The following is a 25,174-nucleotide window of genomic DNA, read 5'->3' as shown; positions in this document are numbered from 1 at the left end:
AAATAACGTAGGCTAGGTTGTTTTCGATCCGGCACATACGTTGCGCAGCGGCCGCATTTTCGATCCATACACAGGCTAATAACGGCGATACGCTCTTTCGCGCTCTGATAATCTATGTTGGCGCGAGGAACGGCAAATCGCGGGACAAGTCCGGCGCGGGGGCACGAGCCCCAGCCCAAGTCCGTGATCTGCCACAGGACCTGATGCCAGAGACTGCCCTAGACGAACTTGCCTCGCCCCTCGATGACGAGGTGCCGACGCTGCCCCCTGAGGTCCAGCAACGCCTCGGAGCCCTTCTCGCCGAAGCCTACGCGCGAATGCCGGGCAGTCCGAGCACGGAGGTTGGCCGCTTCGATGCCCTGCTGGCCCGGTTGGAGACGGTTCTCGTCGCCCAGGAAGGCAAGGACGAGGAGTCGTTTCGAGCCGCCATCATTGAGATGACGCCCCGTCTCTACAACTTCGCCATGTCGCTGACGAAGAATCCGTCGGCCGCCGACGATCTCGTGCAGGACACCTTCCTGCGAGCTTGGCGCAGCCGGTCGCGCTTCACCGTCGGCACCAATCTCGGCGCGTGGCTGTTCACGATCATGCGGAACGCCTTCTACTCGCGCCATCGCAAGGAGGTGCGCGAGGTCGCCGACAGTGACGGCGATTACGCCGAGCGCCTCGCCGCAGCGCCCGAGCAATCGGGCCATGTCGATCTGATGGATGCGCAGACGGCGCTTGCCAAGCTGCCCCTGCCGATGCGGCAGGCGCTGATCCTCGTGGCGATCGAGAACCTCAGCTACGAGGAGGCGGCGACCGTGATGAACTGCCGCATCGGCACGGTGAAGAGCCGTGTCTGGCGCGCGCGCGAACAGCTCGCGCAAATTCTCGGCTACAGCGCCGCCGATGTCGGCTCCGACGGCATGACGCTCTCGGCCGTCGGCGGCTCGACCTGGATGGCGTGACAGCGCTCGGGTGAGGCGGCGGCGGGCCCGGACCGGCGCCGCGCCCCTTCACGCGCTCATCTGCAATTGCAGCTGCGGCAGGCGGGATGTCCGGGCGAGGCCGAACTCCTTCAACGACACGACCTCCACCAACTCGTCCTTGCGCGCGATCACGACGCTGTTGTCCGGCACCGGCGTCCAGGTCGCGTGCTCCTTGTCGAGCGGCTCCGAGACCACGACGACACCGTCGGCCGACTGGCGGTAATACATGCTGTTGGCCGCGTCGTTGGCCGCGTAGCGGAAGGCGTAGAGGTCGCGGCCATCCGCGAGGGCCGCGGTGAAGCGGAACGGGTGCCCGCCCTCGATGCCGCCGACCAGCTCCGTCACCTTGGCGAGCGCCAGGGCGGTGGCGGTGATCGGGTCACGCTTCACCTCCGAAGCCATCAGACCCTGACCGAGGATGGCCAAAAACAGCGCCTCCGAATCCGTGGTGCCGTTGCGCGAGGGATAGAGTTCGTCCGGGATCAGCGCCTCGATCGGCCGGCGCAGGCGCGCCCAGTCGCCGACATAGCCGTTATGCATGAACAGCCACGGTCCGCAGGCGAAAGGATGGCAGTTCGGGCGGGTGATCGGCGTCCCCGTCGCCGCCCGCACATGGGCGAAGAACAGGTGCGAGTGCAGGTGGCGGCAGATGTAGCGCAGGTTCTCGTCGGACCAAGCCGGCTGGACCTCGCGGAAACGGCCGGGCTCGGGATGGTCGCCGTACCAGCCGAGGCCGAAGCCGTCGCCGTTGGTGCTCGCGGTCGATTCAAGCGCCTTGATGCTCTGTGAGACCAGCGAGTGCGCCGGTTCGGTCACATAATGTTCGAGCGGGATCGTGCGGCCTCGATAGGCGATCCAACGACACATCGTTTCGGGTCTCCCGCAGCGTTCCAGCGCATCGCGCATCGGGGATGATCGTGGAGAATCCGCGTCACCTTGAGCGCAGCCGGCCGCGCCGGTCCGGCGCGTCGGGTCATGCAGGCAACGCGGGAGCGGCCGATCAGATGCGGATCAGATGCCGTGCGATTGCAGCCACCCTTCGAGCAGGGCGACCTGCCAGAGCTTGGAATTGCCCTTCGGCGTCAGCGTCCCGTCGGGATCGGCGAGCAGGTGATCGACGTAAGCCCGGTTGAAGATTCCGCGCTCGCGGGCGGCCGGGCGATCGAGCACGTCGCGCACGAAGTCCATGAACGGCCCGCGGATATGCTTGAGCGCCGGGACCGGGAAGTAGCCCTTCGGCCGGTCGATCACCTCGGCCGGTACCACCGCGCGGGCGGCCTCCTTGAGGATGAACTTGCCGCCGTCGCGCACCTTCAACTCGGCGGGGATGCGGGCGGCGAGTTCCACGAGCTCGTGATCGAGGAAGGGCACGCGCGCCTCGAGCCCGCAGGCCATGGTCATGTTGTCGACGCGCTTGACCGGATCGTCGACGAGCATGATCCGCTGATCGAGGTCGAGGGTCTTGTCGATGGCGCTCTTGCTCCTCGAGTCGGCGAAGAAGCGCGCGATGAAGTCGCGGCTGTAATCCTCGTCGACAAAGTCCGGGGTCAGCGCCTCCCGCATCTCGGCGTGATCTCGATCGAAATAGGCCTTGGCGTAATCGGCGGTCGGGTCGGTCGAGCCCATCAGCTTCGGATACCAGTGGTAGCCGCCGAACACCTCGTCGGCGCCCTGGCCGCTCTGGATCACCTTCACGTGCTTGGCGACCTCCTGCGACAGCAGAAGGAAGGCGACCGCGTCGTGGCTCATCTGCGGCTCGGCCATGGCGTGGATCGCGGCCGGTAGCGCCTCCAGCGTGCGCGAGCCGTCCACGACGATCTTGGCGTGGTCGGTCTCGAACCGATCGGCGATGATATCGGAATACTTGAACTCGTCGCCCTCGACGCCATTCACCGCATCGAAGCCGACCGAGAAGGTCTTCAAGCCGCTCTGACCGTTCCTCGCGAGAAGCGCGACGATGACCGACGAATCGAGACCGCCCGAGAGCAGGACACCGGTCGGTACGTCGGCAATCTGGCGGCGTGCGACCGCGAGACCGAGCGAATCCAGCACCGCCGCGCGCCAATCCGCCTCTGTCATGTGGCGGTCCTCGTCGCGCGGACCGACGGTCAGCGTCCAGTAGGTTTCCTCCCGGCGAGAGCCGTCGGGCTCGAAGGTCAGGGTCGTTGCGGGATGAACCTTCCTCACACCCTTGAGGATGGTCAGCGGCGCCGGCACGCCCGCGTGCCAGCTCATGTAGTGGTGAAGCGCCACCTTATCGATCGAAGTGTCGACGTCGCCTGCTGCGAGCAGAGCCGGCAGGGAGGAAGCGAAGCGGAAGCGTCGGCCTGTCTCGGCATAGTAGAGCGGCTTGATGCCGAGTCGGTCGCGGGCGAGCGTCACGCGGCCGGAATCGCGCTCGTGAACCGCGAAGACGAACATGCCGAGGAAGCGCTTCACGCAATCCCGCCCCCAGGCGTGGAAGGCCTTGAGCACGACTTCGGTGTCGCTCGTGGAAAAGAAGCGGTAGCCCCTGGCGACAAGCTCCTCGCGCAGGTCCTTGTAATTGTAGATGCAGCCGTTGAAGACGATCGAGAGGCCGAGATCGGCATCGACCATCGGCTGCTGGCCGGCTTCCGACAGGTCGATGATCTTCAGCCGGCAATGACCGAACAGCACCCCGCCCTGGCCGTGAAGCCCGCCGGCGTCCGGACCGCGGGGACGCAGGACCGCCATCATCGCCCGCACGGCGCTCGGATCGGCCTCCCCGCCGAAATTGATCTCTCCGCAGATCCCGCACATCGCCGCTGGCCGTCCTCGTCTCGTCCTCGATGTTCGAACTTGAGCGTCAGAACCGGGCGGCGCCCGACACGTTCCCTTCCGCCCGCGAAACCCTGACCTTCGTTCGATACCGCACGGCGAGGCCGCCCGGCTCACTCCGGCCAAGCGATTTCCGAGCCATCATGGGATGCATCGGCACGGGCGGGTCAACGAAGGAGCGAGATCGGACGGACCCTCAGGCCGGCGGGGTCAGCCCCTCGCGGGCAAGGACCGCGCGGACGGCGGGGCGCTCGGCCATGCGACGGGCATGGTCGGTCCAGGCCGGGAACTGCGCCGGCATGTCGAAACCGATGACGGGACCGCGGGCCCAGATCCAGAACACCATCAGGTAGGGATCGACGACGCTGTAGCACTCGCCCAGCGTCCAGCCGCCGTTCGAGAGACGCACCTCGGTCATGGTGCAGAGATCACCGAAGGTGTCGGCCCCCTTGGCGCGGATCTCGGGAAAAGCGGCTTCATCGGCGCTGTAACGCTCGGGCCGCCGGACATGGGCGTAGGCGACGTGGTGCCCGGTCGAGAGCCACGCCATCCACTCGTCGGCCACCGCCTGCCCGCGCAGGTCCGCGGGAAGCAGGCCGGCCTCCGGATGCGAGCGGGCGAGATGGCGCAGGATCGCCGCGTTCTCGGTCAGCACCCAGCCATCCTCGTAGAGCGCCGGCACGCGCCCGCGCTCGTTGACGGCGAGGTATTCCGGCGCGCGCTGGTCGCCCTTGGCGAGATCGAGACGGACCGTCTCGTAGGGCGCACCGATCTCCTCCAGCACGATGTGGGAGGCGAGCGAGCAGGCGCCGGGAGCGTAGTAGAGGGTGCGGGCGGTCATGGGCCTTCGTATCGCTGCGGACGACGCGTTCCGAAGAATAGCGTCGTCCGCGGGGATGCCCAGTTACAGCGGCTCCGCGCCGCGCCCCATGGCGGCGATGCCCGTGCGGGAGATCTCCACGAGGCCGATCACCGTGAGCAGACGGATGAAGCGGTCGATCTCCTCGGTGGAGCCGGTGAGCTCGAACACGAAGGAGTTCAGCGTGGCATCGAGGGTGCGGGCGCCGAAGGCGGCGGCGAGGCGCAGGGCCTCGCTCCGGTGCTCGCCGGTCCCGGCCACCTTCACAAGGCAGAGCTCCCGCTCCAGCGCCTGCCCCTGAAGCGTCAGATCGACGACGCGGTGAACGGGCACGAGGCGGTCGAGCTGCGCCTTGATCTGATCGATGACCGCGTTGGTACCGGTGGTGACGATGGTGATGCGCGAGAGGTGACGCGCCTCTTCCGTCTCCGACACGGTCAGGCTCTCGATGTTGTAGCCGCGGCCGGAGAACAGGCCGGCGATGCGAGCGAGCGCACCGGGCTCGTTGTCCACGATCACCGCCAGGGTGTGACGGTTGACGCTCTCGACCCGCGTCGGCTCAGGGTAGTGGGTGTTCATCGCGTTCATCGTCTGGCGTTCCTCAACTTGAACCCTGTTCGATCTTGCTTCCGCCACCTCAGGTCAGCACCGCGATGCTGGACCCGCCTGCCGGTGGCGTGATACCGGCCGCGCCATGGATCGGCGCCAGCGTGTCTTGAATCTCGTCCTGCCGCAGGGCCGAACCGGCGTCGAGATCGGCCCGCTCACGAACCCACTCATCCGCAAGGACGAGGGGGATGTGCTCTACGCCGACCATCTGCCGACGGACGAACTGCGCCGCCAGTACCAGGGCCATCCGACGCTCGGCCCCGCGGGTACCGACGGCATCCATCCCGTCGATATCGTGCTGGGGGAGGGCGGCTTGGCGGAGGCGCTCGGTCCCCGTGGGCCGGTCGATTACATCGTGGCCTCGCACGTCGTCGAGCACGTACCCGATTCCATCGGCTGGCTGCGGGAGGCGGGCGACGCCCTGCGCGAGGGCGGCGTGTTCTGCCTCATCGTGCCCGACAAGCGCTTCACCTTCGACCACTTCCGCGCACCGACGACCGCCGGCGCACTGATCGCCGCCCATCTCGCCGGCCTGCGCAGGCCACCGCTCGCCACCGTCTACGAGCATTTCGCCCGGACGACCCCGGTCGATGCCGGTGCAGTCTGGGACGGCCGGCCCGTGCCCCTCCAGCCGATCAGCGGGGGACCCGTCGAAGCGCTCTCCATTACCGCCGGCCTCGCCGAGACCGGCGCGTCCGTCGATGTGCATTGCGCGGTGTTCACGCCCTTCAGCTTCGCCGAACTCCTGGCGGAGCTGATCGGCCTCGACCTGCTGCCGTTCGAGTGCGCGGCCCTGGAGCCGACCCGCCCGCGGGAGAGCGAGTTCTTCGTGCTCCTGCGCAAGCGCACCGACCGGCCGGCGGAAGAGCGCGCCGCGACCGTGCCGCGCCTCGACCCGGACCGCCACGGCGCGTTGCCGCGGCCGACTTGGCCGCAGCGGATCGGTCAGCAGCTTCCGAAGCGCTGGCGGCGGGCCTTCCTCGGAAGGTAGGCCCGACCCCGCCGTTCGAAGTGTCCGATCCATGGCTCCGCGCCGCGAGACAGAGGGCCGGCCTGGTCAGACCAGCATTTTGCCCTCGGCCGAGATGACGTCGCCGAGCTCCACCCCGGTCTCGCCGAGGTAGTCGGACAGCAGCATCTCGTTATGCGCCTTGCCCGACGGGATCATCGGGAAGCAGTTCTCGGTCTTGTCGACGACGCAGTCGAAGATCACCGGCCCGTCATAGGCCAGCATCTCCTGGATTGCGGCGTCGAGCTCGCCCGGCTTCTCGCAGCGGATGCCCTTGGCACCGTAGGCCTCGGCGAGCTTCACGAAGTCGGGCAGGCTCTCCGAGTAGCTTTGCGAGTAGCGCGAGCCGTGCAACAGCTCCTGCCACTGGCGCACCATGCCCATGTACTCGTTGTTCAGGATGAAGATCTTGACCGGCAGCCGGTACTGAACCGCCGTCGAGAGCTCCTGCATGTTCATCAGGATCGAGGCTTCGCCCGCGATGTCGATGACGAGGCCGTCCGGGTTGGCGAGCTGCGTGCCGATCGCCGCCGGCAGGCCGTAGCCCATGGTGCCGAGGCCGCCCGAGGTCATCCAGCGGTTCGGCTCGTCGAACTTGAAATACTGCGCCGCCCACATCTGATGCTGGCCGACCTCCGTGGTGACGAAGGTCTTGCGGTCCTTGCACGCCTCGTAGAGGCGCTGGACCGCGTATTGCGGCTTGATGATCGTGCCCGACGGCCAGTAGGCGAGGCAGTCGCGCGACTTCCAGCGGCTGATCTTGTTGAACCAGTCCTCCATCCGCGCCTTGTCGGGCTGCTTCGGCAGGGCACGCCACTGGGCGAGCATCTCGTCCAGCACCGCGGCGCAATCGCCGAGGATGCCGATATCGACCTTCACGACCTTGTTGATCGACGAGGCGTCGACATCGACGTGGATCTTCTTTGAGTACGGCGAGAAGGCGTCGAGGCGACCGGTGATGCGGTCGTCGAACCGCGCACCGATGTTGATCATCACGTCGCAATCATGCATCGCGAGGTTGGCCTCGTAGGTGCCGTGCATGCCGAGCATCCCGAGGAACTTGTCGTCGGAGGCCGGGAAGGCACCGAGGCCCATCAGCGTGGACGTCACCGGGAAGCCGGTCTCGGCCACGAGTTCGCGCAGCAGCCGCGAGGCTTCCGGTCCGGAATTGATGACGCCGCCGCCGGTGTAGAAGATCGGACGGCGCGCGCCCGCCATCAGCTCGACCGCGGCGCGGATCTTCTCGGAATCGCCCTGGACCGGCGGGTTGTAGGTCTTGTGACCGTTGCGGCTCGGGCGCTCGTAGACGCCGGTGGCGAACTGCACGTCCTTCGGCAGGTCGATGACGACCGGGCCGGGGCGGCCGTGGCTCGCGACGTAGAACGCCTCGTGCAGGATGCGCGGCAGATCCTCGATCGATTTGACGAGGTAATTGTGCTTCGTGCAGTGGCGCGTGATGCCGACGGTGTCGCATTCCTGGAACGCGTCCGAGCCGATCAGATGCGTCGGCACCTGGCCGGTGACGGCGACGAGCGGGATCGAGTCGAGCATCGCGTCGGTCAAGCCGGTGACGATGTTGGTGGCACCCGGGCCGGAGGTGACGAGGACGACGCCGACCTTGCCCGACGAGCGCGCATAACCCTCGGCGGCGTGGACCGCGCCCTGCTCGTGGCGCACCAGCACGTGCTTGATCGTGGTCTCGTCGAACAGCGCGTCGTAGATCGGAAGCACGGCACCGCCCGGATAGCCGAACAGGGTGTCCACGCCCTGATCCTGGAACGCCCGGATGACCATCTGGGCCCCGGTCATGACCTCGCCGCTCATCGACTCCTCCATCAATCCGTTCTTCGTGTTCCGATCCGCATGCCGGCCCGTTGGATTTCGCGCAATAAAAAAGGGCCCCTAGGGGACCCTGCATGCGCCACCGACCGGGCCTGTCGGGCTTGAGATCAAGCCCGCCCCGTCCGTGGCGCTTCCACTACGATAAGAACCGTGCGCATCGTCGATCCGTTCGCCGCTTCCTCGCCGACTTCTGGCGAGTGACTCTCAGCAAGTGAGGGGCGCGGATTAAGCGATACGTACCCGTCCGTCAATCCGCGCCGCTCGTATTTGCGGCGGCAAAGCTCGCATTCGAACGCCACTGCGCCGCCGCCCCGCCTCAGGCCGCCCGCACCGTCAGCAGGAAGCGGTCCACTTCCGCACTGAGATGCTCCGATTGCCGCGACAATTCGGAGGCGGAGGACAGCACCTGGGCCGCCGCAGCCCCGGTCTCCTCGGAAGCCCGCGCCACGCCGGCGATGTTCGACGTGACAGCGCCGGTGCCGCTGGCCGCCTGGGCGACGTTGCGCACGATCTCCTGCGTTGCCGCGCCCTGCTGCTCGACCGCGGCCGCGATCCCGTTGGCGACGTCGCTGATCTCGCGGATACGCGCGGTGATGCCGCCGATCGCCGCAACGGCCTGCCCCGTCGCGCCTTGAACACGCCCGATCTGTCCGGAAATCTCCTCGGTCGCGCGGGCGGTCTGGTTGGCAAGCTCCTTCACCTCGGCCGCGACCACGGCGAAGCCGCGGCCGGCCTCACCCGCCCGCGCCGCCTCGATCGTGGCGTTGAGTGCGAGCAGGTTGGTCTGCCCCGCGATGGTCGCGATCAGGCCGACGACGTCGCCGATCCGGCTGACGACGGCGTCGAGTTCATGGACCAGGATCGCGGTGCGATCGGCCTCGGAAACCGCGCTCGCGGCGAGGTCCGACGAGTTCGACACCTGCCGGCCGATCTCCTGCACCGATGCACCGAGCTGTTCGGCCGCCGCCGCCACGGTGCCGACATTCGAGGCAGCTTCCTCCGCCGCGCCGGCGACCTGTCCGGACCGGCCGGCGGTCTGCCGCGCCGTCGCCGCCATGGTCTCGGCCGTCACCTGCAACTCCGTGGCGGAGGACGCGACCATATCGACGATGCCGCCGACGGCCTGCTCGAAGCCTTCGGCGATGGCGCCGAGGGCGCGCTTGCGCTCGTCCTCGGAGGCGGCGCGGGCGAGCGCGCCCTCCCGTTCGAGTTCGCGGGTGCGGATCAAACTCTCCTTGAACACCTGCACCGCGGCGGCCATGGCGCCGATCTCGTCGCGCCGGCTCAGGCCCGGCACCTCTGCCGCGACATCGCCCTCGGCCAGACGGGTCATCGTGCGCCCCAATCCGTCGAGCGGGCGCAGCGTCCTGCGGATGCCGAGCCAGAGCAGGGTCAACGCCGCCGCGATCATGCCGCCCCCGACCAGAATCGCTTGGCGGGTCATGCGATCGAACCCGGCCAGAACGTCCGCTCGCTTCAGGCCGACGTAGAGAATGCCGGTCACGTGACCATCCGCACCGAGAATCGGCTCGTAGAGGGTCAGGTAGGGCGTGCCGAGGATGTCCGCCTCACCCCGATAGGTCTTACCGCGACCGAGCACGGTGTCGTGGACGGGGCCCGGCGCCAGCCGCGTGCCGACCGCGCGGCTGCCGTCGGCCTTGCGCACCGTGGTGGCGGAACGGACCTCGCCCGTGAAGACGGTTGCGGTGCCGCCGGTAACGTTCGCGACGCGGTCCACGGCGGCGTTGAGATCGGCGTTCGCTCCGGCCGCGGGTTCCATCCCTGCCCGGAGCAGACGCATGGAGCTGTCCAGCGAATCGCCGGCCCGGGCATGCATCACGGCGCGCGCCTCGAGCAGCAGGTTGCCGCCGACCGCGAGGGTTGCGACCAAGACGAAGAGGCTGCCCAGCAGAGCAACCCGGGCCGCAAGGGACAATCGGACCGACTGAGGCGAGCGGTCGGCTTTCGCCATAAGGAATTCCCCGAGCACATCGTAGAAGATGATAGATCGAGGACGGAAGTAAGGATGTAATGTTACCGAATTGTTGAGCGAAAATAAACCTATTCAAGACTCAAAACAAACATATGCTGTGGAATTTATATTCATCATTTCTTGTAGATGACAGGATAGTGCAAGGAAATGATTCTCCCTCAGGTTCCGCAGAAGGTCCGATAGCCGCGCCCGCCACCTTCGGGAGCCTCCGCGTACCGCGCGAAGTCAGGCTGATCGTCGTAGGGACGGGCAAGAACTGTCAGCAGCGTCTCGAACGGTGCGAAATCCTGTCGCTCGACCGCGGCCTCGATCATGGCCTCCACCTGATGGTTACGCGGAATGAAGGCCGGATTGGTCGTCCGCATCAGCAAGCGCCGTGATGCGGCGTCGCCCGGCTCCTCGGCGAGCCTGCGGTTCCAGCGCTCGGCCCAGCGGTCATACGCGGTCGGATCGATGAAGAGGCTCCGCACCGCCTCGACCGCCGCCGGTTCGGGATCCCTTCCAGCCTCCGGCACGACGTCGCCGAGGCGCCGGAAGGTGAGGGTAAAATCGGCCTCGTTTTCGGACATCGTCTTCAGGAGATCGCCGGCGAGGACGGTGTCGCCGTCCCGGCTGGTGGCGAGCCCGAGCTTGCGATTCAGCCCGCCGTGATAGGCGGCCTCGAACAATCCCGCGAAGCCCGTCAGTGCGGCTTCGGCCTCCGCGACCGCCTGGGTCTCGTCATCGGACAGGAGCGGCAGCAGCGCTTCCGCGAGCCGGGTGAGGTTCCAGAGGGCGATGCGCGGCTGGTTGCCGTAGGCATAGCGCCCATGTCGATCGATAGAGCTGAAGGCGGTCGCCGGGTCGTAGGTATCAAGGAAGGCGCAAGGACCGTAGTCGATGGTCTCGCCGGCAATCGACATGTTGTCCGTATTCATCACGCCGTGGATGAAGCCGACGGTGAGCCAGCGGGCGACCAGTTCGGCTTGGCGGCGGATGACGCCTTCGAGGAAAGCGCGGTAGGGGTTCCCGGCATCGGCGGCCGCCGGATCGTGGCGCGCGATGGCGTGGTCCGCCAGCAGACGCAGCCCCTCGACGTCGCCGCGGGCGGCGAAGAACTGGAACGAGCCGACCCGGATATGGCTCGACGCGACGCGGGTCAGGACGGCACCGGGCAGCACCGTTTCGCGGATTACCCGCTCCCCGGTGGTGACCGCGGCGAGCGCGCGCGTGGTCGGGATACCGAGCGCGTGCATCGCCTCGCTGACGAGGTACTCGCGCAGCACGGGCCCGAGGGCGGCGCGCCCGTCGCCCCGGCGCGAAAACGGCGTCGGCCCCGAACCCTTGAGCTGGATGTCGCGGCGGCGCCCGTCGCGATCGACGACCTCCCCGAGGAGAATGGCACGCCCGTCGCCGAGTTGCGGTACGAACTGCCCGAACTGGTGCCCGGCATAGGCCGCCGCGAGCGGTTCCGCCCCCTCCGGAACATGCTGCCCCGCCAGAACGGCGACGCCCTCGGCACCTTCGAGTCGCTCGGGGTCGAGACCGAGATCGATGGCGAGCGCCCGATTCAGCCGCACCAGTCTCGGCGTCTCGACCGGCGTCGGCGCGACGCGCGCGAAGAAGCGGTCCGGCAGGCGCGCGTAGCTGTTGTCGAAGGGAAAGAGGACAGTCATCGGCGTACCGGCGCGGGATGGGGCTCGAAACGGATCGAAGAAAAGCGTGAGGACGGGTGCAAGGCTTACGCCCATCGCTCGGCGGGATCAGGCGAGTTGGCCTTTGGAGCGGATTGTGGCTCGAGGCTGGAGCGGGTCTCCGGGTGATCCCTATCCCTTATTCGAGGGCAATCGGGATCCCATCGACAGGACCGTATCTGATAGACCGGGGGAGGGCTCTGTCGACGATCGGCCGCCCTCGACTCACCGAGAACGGCCGACCGGACGCACCCGAAGAACGGCTCAGCCGCGCCCGGCCTGTTTCGGAGTCCGCACCTCGTCCTTCGTGGGCGGAGGCGGGGAATGCGGACCGGGCTGCGGATCGGAGTGCGGTCGCTCCATCCCCGGGACCGGCCCCTGCGCGGGAGGCTCGGGACGGTCCTCGGGAGCGGGACGCTCCCTCTCGGCCATGATCAAGCCGCCTTCTGGTTCACGCGGCTCTCGGCCAGCGCCGTGAGCTTCTGGTCGGTCGCCTTCTCCTCGTCGAGCGTCTGCTGGAGCACGGCGGCGCAGTCGTCGCGGCCGAGCCTCTTGGCCCAGGCGACGAGAGTGCCGTAGCGGGCGATCTCGTAATGCTCCACGGCCTGCGCCGCCGCGAGCAATGCCGCATCGAGTACCTCCTTGTCGGCGACTTCGCCGGCGGTCTCGTTGGCCTCCTTGATGATCCCGTCGATGGCCGGGCAATTGACCGCCTTCGGCTTGTGGCCGTGCATCCCGAACACCTGCTCGAGGCGCTTGATCTGCCCCTCGGTCTCACGCAGATGCGTCTCGAAGCCCTGGCGAAGCTGCGCGTTCGTCGCCTTCCCGATCATCGTCGGGAGAGCCTTGGTGATCTGGTTCTCGGCGTAATAGACGTCCTGCAACGTGTGCACGAAGAGGTCGTCCAGCGACTTGATGTCCTTCGTGAACAGACCCATGGCGTCCTCCTGTCACGTCTTCGAGGGCCATGCGGGAACAGGGCCCGTGACGGGAAAAGCCGAGCCGCGCGGAGCCGGTTCCGAAGAACGGCGGATGACGTCGCATTCGTCACCGACCGCCCCCACCCTCAGAATCATTCGCTTCGATCGGATTCCGCCGCGGGTGGCCATCGGAGGCTCTCCGAACCGGGAGGTCGTCTATCCCGCCGCCGGCAAGTTCGTTACGACGACCAAGCGTAGGGATGGCGCGCGGCGCTCGAGGAGCCGAGAAGGCCGGGCGAACCAAGGGACGGATCGACGGGATGGCGGATGCGCTCACGGGCAGGGTGGCGCGGCGCCTGCTGCCCTTCCTGATGCTGTGCTACTTCTTCGCCTATCTCGACCGGGTGAATGTCGGCTTCGCCGCCCTCACCATGAATCGCGACATCGGCCTGTCAGCCACGGCCTATGGACTGGGGGCGGGGCTGTTCTTCCTCGGCTACGTCGCCTTCGAAGTTCCGAGCAACCTCATTCTCGAACGGGTCGGCGCGCGGATCTGGATCGCGCGGATCATGGTGACGTGGTCGCTGATCTCCGCCTCGACCGCCTTCGTGACGGGCGAATGGTCGTTCTACCTCGTCCGCGTCCTCCTCGGACTTGCAGAGGCCGGCTTCTTTCCCGGCATCATCCTCTATCTGACCTATTGGTTCCCCGCCGCGCAGCGCGCGGGCATCGTCGGCACCTTCATGATGGCGGTGCCGCTCTCGGCCGCCATCGGCGCGCCATTGTCCGGCCTCGTCATGAGCTTCGCCGACGGCCGGCTCGGCTTGGCAGGGTGGCAGTGGCTCTACCTCCTTGAGGCGGCGCCGAGCCTGGTCCTCGGCCTCGCGACCCTGTTCGTCCTCACCGACCGGCCCGAACAGGCCACCTGGCTGACCGCGGACGAGCGAGCGAGCCTCGTCGCGCGGATGGCGGAGGATCACCGTCGGCAGCCCAACCGGACGGCGCATTTCCGCAGCGCGCTCCTCGATCCGCGGGTGCTGGGGCTCGGCCTCGTCTATTTCGGCCTCAGCACCGGCCTCTACGCCGTCGGCCTCTGGCTGCCGCAGATCATCAGCAGTTTCGGCTTCACGACGACAGCGACGGGCTTCGTCACCGCCGTGCCTTACATCGTCTCGGCGGCGGGGATGGTCGCCTGGACGCGGCGCTCCGATCGCAAGGGGGAGCGCGTCCGCCACGTCGCCATCCCCACCGTGGCCGCCGGCCTCGCCCTGCTCGCCGCGAGTCTGGCCGGAACGCCGCTTCTGACCATCATCGCACTGAGCGCGGCGGCATTGGGCGTGTTCGCGGCGCTGCCGACCTTCTGGACCCTGCCGACGCGGTTGCTCACCGGCACCGCGGCAGCGGGCGGGATCGCGCTGATCAACGCGCTCGGCAGCCTCGGCGGCTTCGCCGGACCAGCCCTCATGGGCTGGATCCGCGACGCGACCGGGCGCTTCGGCGACGGATTGGCCGCCGTCGCCGTGGTGCTCGTGCTCGCGGGCGCATCGGTGCTGCGCATTGGCCGCGCCGCCGAGCGGACGTGAGGTTCAGGTCGCCGCAGATGCGTGACCCGGTGGCGGCAAAGTCCCATCTCTCACGAGGGCTGGACCAATCACGATCGACCCGTCGGGGTTCGGCGTCTGATCGAAGCGAATCCCGGAGCCGCCCTATCGTGGGGGATCAACCGGCTTCGGTGTGTGCTGTCGCGGCGCGCGTCAGCCGGTCGAGGGTGATCGCGATGCGCGGGAGCGCGGGAGAACCGACGATACAATCATCGGATTGCCCGGGCGCTGGACACGCACCGTCCGCTGCAGCACGGCATGGACATCGCCTGCTTTCGCGGTTGCTGGATCGCCGCGTTTGTCGCCCGCCGCCACATCCACGGCGGTCGGCGTCGCCACCGGCGCCATCTCCAGCACAGGCTTCGGCCGAGGACGCGGCATCAGCCGGGAGAGTCCGAAAAGGAAGAGGCCCAGGCATCCCCAACCGAGTGATGCGACCGAAGGTTCGCCTGCGAGCATCACCACCACCAGGCCACCGATCGCCGCGGCCACGCCCACCAGTCGGAATTCGGAGTCGGGTAGATTCATGCTCTCGTTGTACGACGCCTCGGTTGCCGAGCGGTGCACGCGACCCATCCAATTCGAGAAATCGGCGCGTTCCGGCCCGGATCGGAACGCGTGAAAGGGCTGGTTCCGGCGAGACGCGGATCGCACGGGCGTCGTCCCCTGTCCGGCAGCGTCGCGCACTCACCGGCCCCGTGACACGAAGCGGTCGGGCGAACCCGAACCGGATCACGAATTGGTCAGAGGCGGCAGTGGAAGCTTGACGCTTGAGGATTTCGTCATGCCAATGCGGTCGCTGCGCTGATCATGTCGGGCCAGCGGATGGTGGGTCGGCCCGTTCGACGGGCCGACCCACTCTTCCCCTCGATCCCGCCCGAAACCGTGGTCGGGACTGCCGTCGCTCACGGGATCGGATCAAGTCGGGACGCTCTGCGCGGAAGGGCAGAGGTGCGCCTCCGCCTGAGGAATCCGTCGATTGAACCGCCCATCGTATCGGTGACCGGTGCGCCGGCCGCGTTCGAAGCGGCGGCCCGTGGGCAAATCGCGTGTAAAATTCATCGGGGACGACGAGGCGCGCAGTCGCTGCGGCGCTCGATCCATCTCGGATAGACCGTGACGGCAGCGTCGTTGCGTCGGACGACGACATCCAACAGAAGCCACCGTCGCGAGGGTTCGTCCCTTCCTTCACTTTGGCCGTTTGGATGGCAAGCGGCTTTCGGTATCCGAAGGCGATCGCTTCCGCGCCGATCGAGATCGGGCGGCAAGCGATCGAAAGAACACTGCCGAAGCTCTCATCGCGCTGCGAGCCCGGCATCTCGGACGATCTCCTCGCGTTTACTTGCAGCGACCCGCCGGATGTCACGAATCGAACGCCCCGGTAATCGCGACTAACGAGAGACTTCGTCGGCTGACGAGAGGGAGGGCGAACCGGATGCATGGACGACGGCCCGCAATTGCTTCCGAAACGCCCCGCGACGCCCTGGCGGCCCGCCTCTCGCGCGAGATGACGGAGGCCGAGCGCCACGGCTTCGGAACGTCCACGGTCTGGCTGACGCGCGAGGAGACCGACCTGATCTGTAAAGCCCTGCAGATGTCTGCGGGAAGCGATGCGACCAGACTGGACTTTCTCGACCGGTGCGCCGCCGCCATGACCGCCCGCGACGGGACCGTCCGGCGCTGGCACATGTCCATCGACCAGGACGGATTGAGGCTCAACGCGTCGTCGGATGGCCGCGACGCCTCTGCGACCGGAGGACACGCCTCCTGCCGCGCGGCCATCGACGAACGGATCGACGAGTTGGAATCCGCGCGGGCCGACCCCACCGAGGATCGGGACTTGCACGAACGGCGCTCAAACGATGCGCCGAAGCGAGCCTGATGGCACTGTCCACCCTGATCCGAGCTGAGCGCGTCGATGTGGGCCTGTTCAATCTCGGACGGGCCCTCGTGAGAGGCGCCGGCGGTGCCGGAGCGCGGCTGATTCAGGCCGCGATGAAGTCGGTCAGGCCGGTTGCCGAAAAAAAGCTCATGCTCAACGCGACAGGAAATGTTATGTACGCCGCATCATGTCGGCCCCCCGATCCCATTGGCGCTCGCTGCTGACGGTCCTTCAGATCGTGGCGCTCGTCGTCTTCGCGGTGGCGGATGCCGGGCACTCGCATGCGGGCGCCTCGCATATCGGCCATGCTTCTGTCGCCGCTTTCGAGCATTCGGACGCCTCCGGATCTGACTCCGTCGGCGAGATCGCAGATCAGGCAGAGCCGGGTGGCGACAAGCCAAGTGCCGGTCCGTGCGGTCTGTGCTGCTGCCACACGTCGTTCGTCCGCCAGGACTTCGCTGCCGTGACGCTCGCCCCGCAGCCCGGCCGAACCTTGATCGGCATTCCGACGGTTGCGTTCGATAGCGTGGCACCCAAAACCCCGTCAGAGCCCCCTCGAACCCTCGCCTGAGATTCGCGCTTCGACGCGCGCTCTGAGCGGCGGCCCATGATGGCTGCCGCCAGCCTCTCTCTCGCGAAGGCTCGGTTTTCCCATGCGTGTTCTCTCCGCCTCCGCCCTGCGGATGGCTGTTCTTGCGCTCGGCCTGTCGGTCGTGACGCCGACGATATCTGCCGCCCATGAGGGCCACGACCACGCCAACGAGGCGCAAGCCTCGCCGACGACGGCCGCGCCGCGCGGCTCGTCGCGAACCGAGGCGCTCGAACTCGTCGCCATCGCCCGCAGCGGTAGGCTGGTCGTGTTCCTCGATCGAGCAGGCTCCAACGAACCGGTGACGGACGCCGTCGTCGAGGCGGAGACACCGGAAGGGCCCGCCAGAGCGCTGCCGCTTCCGGACGGAAGCTACGGGCTAAATGCCGATTGGAGTCAGCATCCAGGCGAGCACGACGTACTGTTCACCGTGACGGTGAACGGCAACGCCGACCTGTTCCCGGTCACGCTGTCCGTCCCGGAGGCGCCGCCGGCACCGCTCGCGGCGGGCGCCTCCACCTGGGCAGCCGGCCTCGCGGCGGCCCACGACTTCCAGCGCCACCTCAAGGAGGCCGACCCGCTGCCGATTGCCATCGGCGGCGGCGGCTTCGTTCTCGGCGTCGCGGTCACGCTGCTGATGCGCCGGCGACGCTACCTGCCCGCTACGGCACTGGTCGTCTTCGTTGTGGGCCTCGCTCTTGCTCCTCGCGCTTTCGCGGACGAAGGGCACGACAACGGTGGCAAGGGTCGCGCCTCGCCCCAGGGCCTGCCGATGGCCGCGCCGTCCGCCGGCGGACAGGACTTGGCACGACGCCAACCCGACGGGTCGATCTTCGTGCCGAAACCAACCCAGCGGGTGCTCGCGGTCCGAACCGTCGTGACCGCCTCGGATACGCTTCGCCGCACCGTCGAGCTGCCGGGGCGCATCGTGCCCGACCCGAGCGCCAGCGGCGTCGTCCAATCCTCCGTCGGCGGCCGGCTCTCGCCTCCGGAATCCGGCATCTTTCCGCGCCTGGGGACGCGAGTGCGCAAGGGCGAGGTGCTGGCCTACGTGACGCCGCCGGTGCAGGCGGTGGACGCCTCCGACATGCGCCAGCGCCAGGGGGAGCTCGACCAGCAGATCGCCATCATGGAACGTCGGGTCGAGCGCTACCGCAAGCTCGCGCCGGGCGGCTCCGTCTCGCAGGTGCAGCTCGAGGACGCTCAGGCCGAGCTCAAGGGGCTGCTCGACCGCCGCGCCGCCCTCGACAATATCCGTCAGCAGCCGGAGGCTCTGATGGCGCCCGTCGACGGAGTCATCGCCGAGGCGACCGCGGTCGCGGGCCAGATGGCGAGCCCGGGGGTACAGGTCTTCCAGATCGTCGATCCGGCCCGCCTCTGGGTGGAGGCCCTGAGCTTCGACGCGCTGGCCGGGGGGCAGGACGCCACGGCCCGGATGGCCGACGGGCGGGTGCTCCGGCTCGCCTATATGGGGGCGGGCTTGGCCGACCGCAGCCAGGCGGTGCCGATGCACTTCGCCGTGGTCGGTGCGCCGCATGAGCTTCGCACCGGACAGTTCATCACCGTGCTGGCCTCCACCGACGGGCAGCAGGAGGGGCTGGCCCTGCCGCGCACCAGCGTCGTCCGTGGCGGCAACGGGCAGAGCATCGTCTACGAGCACACCGCGCCCGAGCGCTTCGAGCCGCGCGAGGTGCGGGTCGAACCGCTCGATGCGGGGCGGGTGCTGGTGGTGTCGGGAGTGGCTCCGGGTCAACGGATCGTCACCCAGGGCGCCGAGCTCCTCAATCAGGTCCGCTGAGGAGGCACGCCGATGTTCACGCTCCTCGTCACGCAGTCCCTGCGCAACCGCCTGCTCGTGCTGGCGCTCGCCGCCGTGCTCGTCGTCTACGGCGCTTTCACCGTCACCAAGCTCCCGGTCGACGTCTTCCCAGACCTCAACCGTCCGACCGTCACGATCATGACGGAGGCCGAGGGACTTGCGCCCCAGGAGGTGGAGCAACTCGTCACCTTCCCGATCGAGACGCAGATGAACGGCCTGCCGGGCGTTACGCGGGTGCGCTCGGTCTCGGGCGTCGGCCTCTCGGTCATCTACGTCGAATTCGACTGGGGCACCGATATCTACCGCAACCGCCAGCAGGTCTCGGAACGCTTGGCGATGGTGCGGCCGCAGCTGCCGCCCACGGTGAACCCGATGATGGGCCCGGTCTCCTCGATCATGGGCCAGATCGTCATGGTCGCCCTCAGCGGCGGCTCGGTCTCGCCGATGCAGTTGCGGGAGCTGGCCGACTTCACCATCCGCCCGCGCCTGCTCTCCATTCCCGGCGTCGCCCAGGTAATTCCGATGGGCGGGGAGGTGCGCCAGTTCCGCGTCGCGCCGCAACCCACGGCCCTTCGGGCGCTCGGCGTCACCCATGCCCAGCTGGAAACCGCGCTCGCGCAGTTCGGCACCAACACCGGCGGCGGGTTCACCGACCAGTACGCCCGCGAGTACCTGATCCGGAATCTCGGACGGACCATGAACCTCGATGACCTGCGCAACATGGTCGTCGCGACGGTCAACAACAGGCCGGTCTACCTGCGGCAGGTCGCCGACGTATCGTTCGCGGCCCGGGTGAAGCGGGGCGACAGCGGCTACATGGGCGCACCCGCCGTCGTGATCTCGGTGGAGAAGCAGCCGGGCGTCGATACGGTGCGCCTCACCCGCGAGGTCGAGGCGGCGCTCGCCGAGATCACGGCGAGCCTCAACGCCTGCGGGCCGGATGCCGACAAGCGCGGTCCGGGCCAGCTCGGCACCGAACCGCCCGGCGAGGCCTGTGCCTTCAAGGGGGTGCGCGCCGACCAGCTCATCTTCCGCCAAGCCAACTTCATCGAGACGTCGATCCGCAACGTCGAAACGGTGCTGATCGAGGCGATCATGGTGGTCGCCGTCGTCCTTTTCGCCTTCCTGCTGAACGTCCGCACGACCGCGATCTCGCTCACGGCGATCCCGGTCTCGATCCTGGCGACCGCGGTGGTGTTCCACCTGTTCGGGCTCTCCATCAACACGATGACGCTCGGCGGCCTCGCCATCGCCATCGGCGAACTCGTCGACGACGCGGTGGTCGATGTGGAGAACATCTTCCGGCGCCTCGGTGAGAATCGACGGGCCGGCAATCCGCGGAGCGTCTTCGAGGTCGTGATCGCGGCCTCGAACGAGGTGCGCTCGGGCATCGTCTACGCCACAATGGTGATCGTGCTGGTCTTCGTGCCGCTCTTCGCGCTGTCCGGCATCGAGGGCCGGCTCTTCGCGCCGCTCGGCCAAGCCTACATCATCTCGATCCTGGCGAGCCTCCTCGTCTCGATCACCCTGACTCCGGTGCTCGCCTACTATCTGCTGCCCGGGCTCAAGCGCCTGGAGGAGCACGACAGCCGCTTCCTCGTGCTGCTCAAGCGCGGCAACGCCGCCCTTCTGCGGAGCCTGCTCGGGCATGCCCGGCCGATCATCGCGGTGGCGGCTCTGGCGGTGGCGGCGGCGGGGCTCGCGGCCACCTTCCTGCCGCGCGCCTTCCTGCCGCCGTTCAACGAGGGCTCCTTCACGGTCAACATGACCTTCAACCCCGGCATCTCTCTGGCCGAGAGCAACCGCATCGGCCTCGTGGCCGAGCGCCTGCTTCTCGACATGCCGGACGTGAAATCCATCGGTCGCCGCACCGGCCGGGCCGAGCTCGACGAGCACGCGGAGGGCGTGCACTCCTCCGACCTGGAGATCGATCTCAAGCCGGGGGCCCGGCCGAAGCCCGATCTCGTCGCCGACATCCGCGGGCGCCTCGCCGTGCTCCCGGTCAACGTCAATGTCGGCCAGCCCATCTCACACCGCCTCGACCACATGCTCTCGGGCGTGCGTGCCGAGATCGCGCTCAAGATCTTCGGAGAGGATCTCGACACCCTGCGGGCTCTCGCCGAGGACCTGCGGCAACGCCTCGCGGACATCCCCGGCCTCGCCGACCTGCAGGTTGAGAAGCAGGTGCTGATCCCGCAGCTCGAAATTCGCGTCGACTACAACCGCGCGGCGCTCTACGGCGTACAGCCCGCCGCACTGGTCGAGCAGTTGAGCCGCCTCTCGAACGGCCAGGTCGTCTCGCGGGTGGTGGACGGCTACCGACGTTTCGACGTCGTGATGCGCCTGTCCGATGCGATGCGAACCACGCAGCGCCTCGGAGACCTTCTGATCGAGACGCCGTCCGGCTGGGTCCCGGCCCGCCAGATCGCCGACATCCGGGAGACCGACGGGCCGAATCAGATCCTGCGCGAGAATGCCCGCCGCCGCATCGTCGTGCAGGCCAACACGCAGCCCGGCGCCGACATCGGCAAGATCGTTCGAGCCATCGAGGAGAACGTCGCCGCGGCAAGCCTGCCCAACGGATACACCACACGGCTGGAGGGCTCGTTCCAGGCCCAGGCCGAGGCCAGCCGCACCATCGGTCTTCTCTCGCTGCTGTCGCTCGCCCTGGTGTTCGCGCTGCTCTACAGCCGCTACCGATCGGTGGTGTTCACGCTGATCATCCTGGGCAGCATTCCGCTTGCCCTGATCGGCTCTGTGGCCGCGCTCTGGCTGGCTGGGCAGCCCCTGTCGGTGGCGTCGATGATCGGCTTCATCACGCTGACCGGCATCGCCACCCGCAACGGCATCCTGAAGATCAGCCACTACCTGAACCTCGCCATCCACGAGGGCATGCCATTCGGGCGTGAGTTGGTGATCCGGGGCAGCCTGGAGCGGCTCGCGCCGGTCCTGATGACGGCGCTCTCCGCCGGCGTCGCGCTGGTGCCGTTGCTGATCGGCGCCGACGCCCCGGGCAAGGAGATCCTGCACCCCGTGGCGGTCACGATCTTCGGCGGCCTGATCAGCGCCACGCTGCTCGACACGGTGCTGACGCCGATCCTGTTCCTGACCTTCGGGCGGAAGCCACTGGAGCGGTTGCGGAACGATGCCGGTCGACGCTCCGAGGCGGCCGCAGGAACGCCGCAAAGCGCCCCGCTTGAGGCGTTCTGATGCGAGATCCGGCTCTCCGTCGAGGAGGGTCGGATCCCATCAACCGTATCGGCCGATCCGCGCGAGCGTGTCGTGACCGCAATCGGACGGAAGGGAGAGCCACGCTAGAACACGGCAGTCGGTTCCGAGATCGGTCCGGAGCGGGGCCAGCAGCTCGACGGTGCCGGTACGGTGAAGGGGCGTGAGCACGAGGACGCTCGCTTGGGCTGCCTCTTGACCGACTGGTTCGAGGTGGGCCGTCCGGCGAGAATTCCGATCAGATTGGGGTTGGCAGCTTGCGGCGATCCAGGCGCAACGAGCCGGATCGATCATATGGTCGACGTTCAGTTGATGCCCTGAACCGGCAGAGTAGTGACATGCTGTGATCCTATTCGATAAGATCGAGAACCATCTGCCAGCGGAATGCTTGGTAAGATTAGCGCACGCACAAAATTGAGCACACCTAAGCTCACCGAGAGGATGCAGGCGGCGATCGCGACTGGGACCAGATCGGTTCTGGTGGAGCGAGCACAGCGCAATGCGACGCCATTTCTCGATGTCGCCGAATATTCGCTCAACCCGGTTACGCCGTCGGCAGGCGATCCGGCGTCGAGTGGGGACAAACGCCTGCAACAGAGGAGCGCCCTGTTGATATCGGCGATGTTGCCCGGTCTTAGGGAGAACGCAGCCGGTCGACTACGACCATCAGCGAAGCCATAGGTTTTGCTGATGGAGCCGCCGCGCGAGCGGCCGACCGCGCACGTCCTGGCACTATTTCGCGGTTCGCCGCAGACCAGCAAAGCGGCCGGCGAGCGCCGGCGGGGGCCGGACGCGATCAGCGCAGTCCATCGGCTCGCACTCTCCTCGCCTGCACCCGAGCCGCCCTCACAGTTTCCCTGCACCGAGACGGAGGGAAGGCCCGATGCGCCCACTCCCCATCGATAGCGTCGCAGGCGTCCTCATCAGCTTGCCTCAGTTCATAGCTGCAGATGCAAGCGCCCGCGCCCGCTCGGCATCTCCGAATGCCGGGGCCGGCCGCAGGCGGACGGACATGGTCCACGCCTCCATGCGCACAGTCTCAGCCAAGAAGCGCTCGCCGGTATCGACGATCACAAGCGTGAAGCGCTGCGGGATGCCGAGGACGCTGATGACAGATAACTCAGCGCCAACCGCGGTCCGCCCCGCAACACAACACCAAATTGAATTTCCCACATGTGGAAATATGCGACCGATCTCATCTGCCTTTGGGAAGCCTTGTCTTTTGTTGCTCATCGTCATTACCAGAAATACCTAAGTTGATATATAAGTTGGTAAGGCGATTCATAACGATCATATATTGAGATTGATAAAAATTTAGCAAAACAACACCAGATTTGATCTCAGAATGCAGCCGTGCGAGCCAAAACAATTTTCCATTGCTTTGGTGCGACCAGCAGCCGGACGCTCCGTATGTCCACCGCCGGCAGGCCTGCTGTGAGCGTAGCTGATCATCGGCGGCCACAAGGATATCGAGAACAGGGATTGGTGCTACGACCGCCGGGGTCGAGTCAGATCCACGCGGGCAAGCGGATCGCCGGCGATGTCATGGATGAACTGCACGCGGCCCCCGGTGACGGACCAGCCCTCGAGCCTCGACTTGCCCAAGGCGTTCGAGACCGGCGGCATCATCAGCACGCCCATCATCGCGGGCTGCGTCGAGCACTCCAAGAGCGTGTAATTCGTCGGCTATATCGGCATCGTTCTGCGCGAGGCCGACTCTGCACCGACTTTGAAATCCGATCACCGCTTGGCCCGTCAATAGAACCAATACGCGGAGACTGCGGATCGAAATATCTCTCAGGCAAATACGAAATTAATAATGATGTTGAACGTAAAAATTTGCAAGCCAATGGGTTATCATACGGCGCATGCGCTCCAGACTCGCGCAAGATGTGTAATGAGATAGGATGGTTATTGAAATCTGGACCAGCTCAGCGGATCGAAGTTCAGCATTTCACCGTGACGTGTTGCGCCAGGGGCAAAGCGAACGAGAAAGCGCCATACTTGCACGGAAATGCCGGAATTGCTGAAGCGCTCAGCGCGCCAACCATCTGCTTACTCCGTCTCCGGTTCAGTAAGCAGCCTGTCGGCTAAAGGATTAGGGTGATTGGTGGGCGCACTAGGGTTCGAACCTAGGACCCGCTGATTAAGAGTCAGCTGCTCTACCAACTGAGCTATGCGCCCGAAGCCTCTTTGGGGAGGCCGGACCGCCGGGCCACCAGTCCCGTGCGGTGGCGGCGAATTAGCAACGGGCGGACGGCCTGTCCAGCCCCCATCGAAAAGTTTTCCGACAAAGCGTCGCGCAAGGCCCTTCGGCTGCCCTTGAGCACAACCTTTCGGCAGACGCTTCGACGAACCGCCCGCACGGATGTGCGCCCATCGTGACGGGCGGTGCCGTCTCGGCTAAAGCGCGAGGATGACTCTCTCACGACCCCTGAGAATCGGAACCCGCGGCAGCCCGATGGCGCTGGCACAGACCGGCATGGTCCGCGATCGGATCGTGGCCGCCAATCCCGGCCTCGAGACCGAGATCGTCGTCGTTTCGACCGTCGCCGACCGGGTGCTCGACCGGCCGCTCTCCGAGATCGGCGGCAAGGGGCTGTTCACCAAGGAGCTGGAGCAGGCGCTCTTTTCCGACGCGATCGACGTTGCCGTCCACTCCATGAAGGATGTGGAGACGTGGCTGCCGGACGGGCTCACGATCGCCTGCATCGTGGAGAGGGACGACCCGCGCGACGCCTTCCTGAGCGCGGGCTCGGCCAATGGGCTTGCCGACCTGCCGTCCGGCGCCCGCGTCGGCACGTCGTCGCTGCGGCGGGGGGCCCAGGTGCTGATGCACCGCCCCGATCTCACCATCGTGCCGCTGCGGGGCAACGCCAATACCCGGATGCGCAAGCTCGAAGCAGGGGAATGCGACGCCACCTTGCTGGCCCTCGCCGGTCTGCAGCGGCTCGGAATGACGGACGTCGCGCGCAGCGTTCTCTCCGTGGAGGAGATGCTTCCGGCCGTGGCACAGGGCGCGCTCGGGATCGAGTGTCGAGCCGGAGACGGCGCGATCCGCGCGTTGCTGGCGCCGGTCGCCTGCGCCACCACCACGACGGCGCTCGATGCCGAGCGCGGCCTCCTCGCCGAACTCGACGGCTCCTGCCGCACGCCCATCGCCGCGCTCGCGCAAGTGGCGGGTGACCGCATCACCCTCGACGGCCTCCTCTTCCTGCCGGATGGCAGCCGCCACTGGGCAGTTCACCGCGAAGGCTTGGCTGCGGACGCCGATGCGATCGGCCGCGATGCCGGGGCCGAGCTGAAGCGGGCGGCGGGCGACGTCTACTTCGCCCACCTCAAGTAGCGTCGTCACGAACGCCGGCCGGTCAACTCGTTGG

At 67.2% G+C, this 25,174-nt stretch carries 20 protein-coding genes and 1 tRNA gene; 10 read left to right on the top strand and 11 right to left on the bottom strand.

Translation table 11 applies throughout. The features are described from left to right. The first annotated feature begins 203 nt into the window (after nucleotides 1–203). Nucleotides 204–950 (top strand): sigma-70 family RNA polymerase sigma factor, encoded by a 747-nt coding sequence (locus MPPM_RS26490; protein WP_096487630.1) that lies wholly within the window; start codon nucleotides 204–206, stop codon nucleotides 948–950. Nucleotides 951–998: 48 nt separating this feature from the next. On the opposite strand, the gene MPPM_RS26485 is transcribed toward MPPM_RS26490, so the two are convergent. From MPPM_RS26485 to ilvN, 4 genes are all read right to left on the bottom strand, one after another. Beyond that, on the bottom strand, nucleotides 999–1,838 hold the full coding sequence (locus MPPM_RS26485; RefSeq protein WP_096487629.1) for a class II glutamine amidotransferase: 840 nt from the start codon (nucleotides 1,836–1,838) through the stop codon (nucleotides 999–1,001). Nucleotides 1,839–1,982: 144 nt separating this feature from the next. Continuing rightward, nucleotides 1,983–3,752: an N-acetylglutaminylglutamine amidotransferase gene (locus MPPM_RS26480; RefSeq protein ID WP_096487628.1), complete on the bottom strand. Its 1,770-nt coding sequence runs from the start codon at nucleotides 3,750–3,752 to the stop codon at nucleotides 1,983–1,985. Between the two features lie 214 nt (nucleotides 3,753–3,966). Next, nucleotides 3,967–4,611 carry a glutathione S-transferase family protein gene (locus MPPM_RS26475; protein WP_096487627.1) on the bottom strand — a complete coding sequence of 215 codons (645 nt, stop codon included), beginning with the start codon at nucleotides 4,609–4,611 and terminating at the stop codon, nucleotides 3,967–3,969. A 63-nt stretch (nucleotides 4,612–4,674) separates the two neighbouring features. Then, nucleotides 4,675–5,217, bottom strand: a complete 543-nt coding sequence (gene ilvN, locus MPPM_RS26470; protein ID WP_096487626.1) for an acetolactate synthase small subunit — start codon at nucleotides 5,215–5,217, stop codon at nucleotides 4,675–4,677. Between the two features lie 106 nt (nucleotides 5,218–5,323). Here ilvN and MPPM_RS26465 point away from each other — a divergent pair, with 106 nt between their 5' ends. Next, nucleotides 5,324–6,229 carry a methyltransferase domain-containing protein gene (locus MPPM_RS26465; protein ID WP_096487625.1) on the top strand — a complete coding sequence of 302 codons (906 nt, stop codon included), beginning with the start codon at nucleotides 5,324–5,326 and terminating at the stop codon, nucleotides 6,227–6,229. Nucleotides 6,230–6,295: 66 nt separating this feature from the next. Here MPPM_RS26465 and MPPM_RS26460 read toward each other — a convergent pair whose 3' ends face one another. The 4 genes from MPPM_RS26460 to MPPM_RS26445 form a co-directional block, all read right to left on the bottom strand. Next, a complete protein-coding gene (locus MPPM_RS26460) occupies nucleotides 6,296–8,071 on the bottom strand; it encodes an acetolactate synthase 3 large subunit (protein ID WP_096488048.1) in 1,776 nt (591 codons plus the stop codon). 334 nt (nucleotides 8,072–8,405) lie between these two features. Next, nucleotides 8,406–10,061, bottom strand: coding sequence for a methyl-accepting chemotaxis protein (locus tag MPPM_RS26455; protein WP_244573425.1), 1,656 nt, complete (start codon nucleotides 10,059–10,061; stop codon nucleotides 8,406–8,408). Nucleotides 10,062–10,240: 179 nt separating this feature from the next. After that, on the bottom strand, nucleotides 10,241–11,737 hold the full coding sequence (locus MPPM_RS26450; protein WP_096487624.1) for a protein adenylyltransferase SelO: 1,497 nt from the start codon (nucleotides 11,735–11,737) through the stop codon (nucleotides 10,241–10,243). Nucleotides 11,738–12,189: 452 nt separating this feature from the next. Continuing rightward, a complete protein-coding gene (locus MPPM_RS26445; protein ID WP_096487623.1) occupies nucleotides 12,190–12,693 on the bottom strand; it encodes a YciE/YciF ferroxidase family protein in 504 nt (167 codons plus the stop codon). 302 nt (nucleotides 12,694–12,995) lie between these two features. On the opposite strand from MPPM_RS26445, the gene MPPM_RS26440 reads away from it, so the two are divergent. After that, the gene (locus MPPM_RS26440; RefSeq protein WP_096487622.1) at nucleotides 12,996–14,258 is read left to right on the top strand and encodes an MFS transporter; all 1,263 of its coding nucleotides are present in this window, start codon (nucleotides 12,996–12,998) and stop codon (nucleotides 14,256–14,258) included. A 171-nt stretch (nucleotides 14,259–14,429) separates the two neighbouring features. Here the strand turns inward: MPPM_RS26440 and MPPM_RS26435 are convergent, their stop codons facing one another. Then, nucleotides 14,430–14,852 (bottom strand): hypothetical protein, encoded by a 423-nt coding sequence (locus tag MPPM_RS26435; RefSeq protein ID WP_244573424.1) that lies wholly within the window; start codon nucleotides 14,850–14,852, stop codon nucleotides 14,430–14,432. Nucleotides 14,853–15,783: 931 nt separating this feature from the next. On the opposite strand from MPPM_RS26435, the gene MPPM_RS26425 reads away from it, so the two are divergent. From MPPM_RS26425 to MPPM_RS26410, 5 genes are all read left to right on the top strand, one after another. Next, a complete protein-coding gene (locus MPPM_RS26425; protein WP_244573423.1) occupies nucleotides 15,784–16,158 on the top strand; it encodes a hypothetical protein in 375 nt (124 codons plus the stop codon). Continuing rightward, entirely contained in the window at nucleotides 16,158–16,382 is a 225-nt protein-coding gene (locus MPPM_RS28435) for a hypothetical protein (protein WP_162296239.1), read from the top strand. Before MPPM_RS26425 ends, MPPM_RS28435 begins: the two co-directional genes overlap by 1 nt. Nucleotides 16,383–16,396: 14 nt before the next feature. After that, nucleotides 16,397–16,729: a hypothetical protein gene (locus MPPM_RS28430; protein WP_244573422.1), complete on the top strand. Its 333-nt coding sequence runs from the start codon at nucleotides 16,397–16,399 to the stop codon at nucleotides 16,727–16,729. An 82-nt stretch (nucleotides 16,730–16,811) separates the two neighbouring features. Then, the gene (locus MPPM_RS26415) at nucleotides 16,812–18,545 is read left to right on the top strand and encodes an efflux RND transporter periplasmic adaptor subunit (RefSeq protein ID WP_096487618.1); all 1,734 of its coding nucleotides are present in this window, start codon (nucleotides 16,812–16,814) and stop codon (nucleotides 18,543–18,545) included. A 12-nt stretch (nucleotides 18,546–18,557) separates the two neighbouring features. Then, nucleotides 18,558–21,776, top strand: coding sequence for an efflux RND transporter permease subunit (locus MPPM_RS26410; RefSeq protein ID WP_096487617.1), 3,219 nt, complete (start codon nucleotides 18,558–18,560; stop codon nucleotides 21,774–21,776). A gap of 951 nt (nucleotides 21,777–22,727) precedes the next feature. On the opposite strand, the gene MPPM_RS28305 is transcribed toward MPPM_RS26410, so the two are convergent. After that, a complete protein-coding gene (locus tag MPPM_RS28305) occupies nucleotides 22,728–23,033 on the bottom strand; it encodes a hypothetical protein (protein WP_157914302.1) in 306 nt (101 codons plus the stop codon). A 301-nt stretch (nucleotides 23,034–23,334) separates the two neighbouring features. Here MPPM_RS28305 and MPPM_RS28300 point away from each other — a divergent pair, with 301 nt between their 5' ends. Continuing rightward, nucleotides 23,335–23,472 (top strand): hypothetical protein, encoded by a 138-nt coding sequence (locus tag MPPM_RS28300; protein ID WP_157914300.1) that lies wholly within the window; start codon nucleotides 23,335–23,337, stop codon nucleotides 23,470–23,472. A gap of 430 nt (nucleotides 23,473–23,902) precedes the next feature. Here MPPM_RS28300 and MPPM_RS26405 read toward each other — a convergent pair. Continuing rightward, nucleotides 23,903–23,978: transfer RNA gene (locus tag MPPM_RS26405), tRNA-Lys, on the bottom strand. Nucleotides 23,979–24,210: 232 nt separating this feature from the next. Between MPPM_RS26405 and hemC the strand changes: the two genes are divergently transcribed. After that, the gene (hemC, locus tag MPPM_RS26400; RefSeq protein WP_096487616.1) at nucleotides 24,211–25,140 is read left to right on the top strand and encodes a hydroxymethylbilane synthase; all 930 of its coding nucleotides are present in this window, start codon (nucleotides 24,211–24,213) and stop codon (nucleotides 25,138–25,140) included. Nucleotides 25,141–25,174: the final 34 nt, after the last annotated feature.

Source organism: Methylorubrum populi (assembly GCF_002355515.1).
Taxonomy (GTDB): domain Bacteria; phylum Pseudomonadota; class Alphaproteobacteria; order Rhizobiales; family Beijerinckiaceae; genus Methylobacterium; species Methylobacterium populi_A.
The sequence above is the reverse complement of the archived record's forward strand: the minus strand, read 5'-3'. Positions and strand labels throughout refer to the sequence as shown.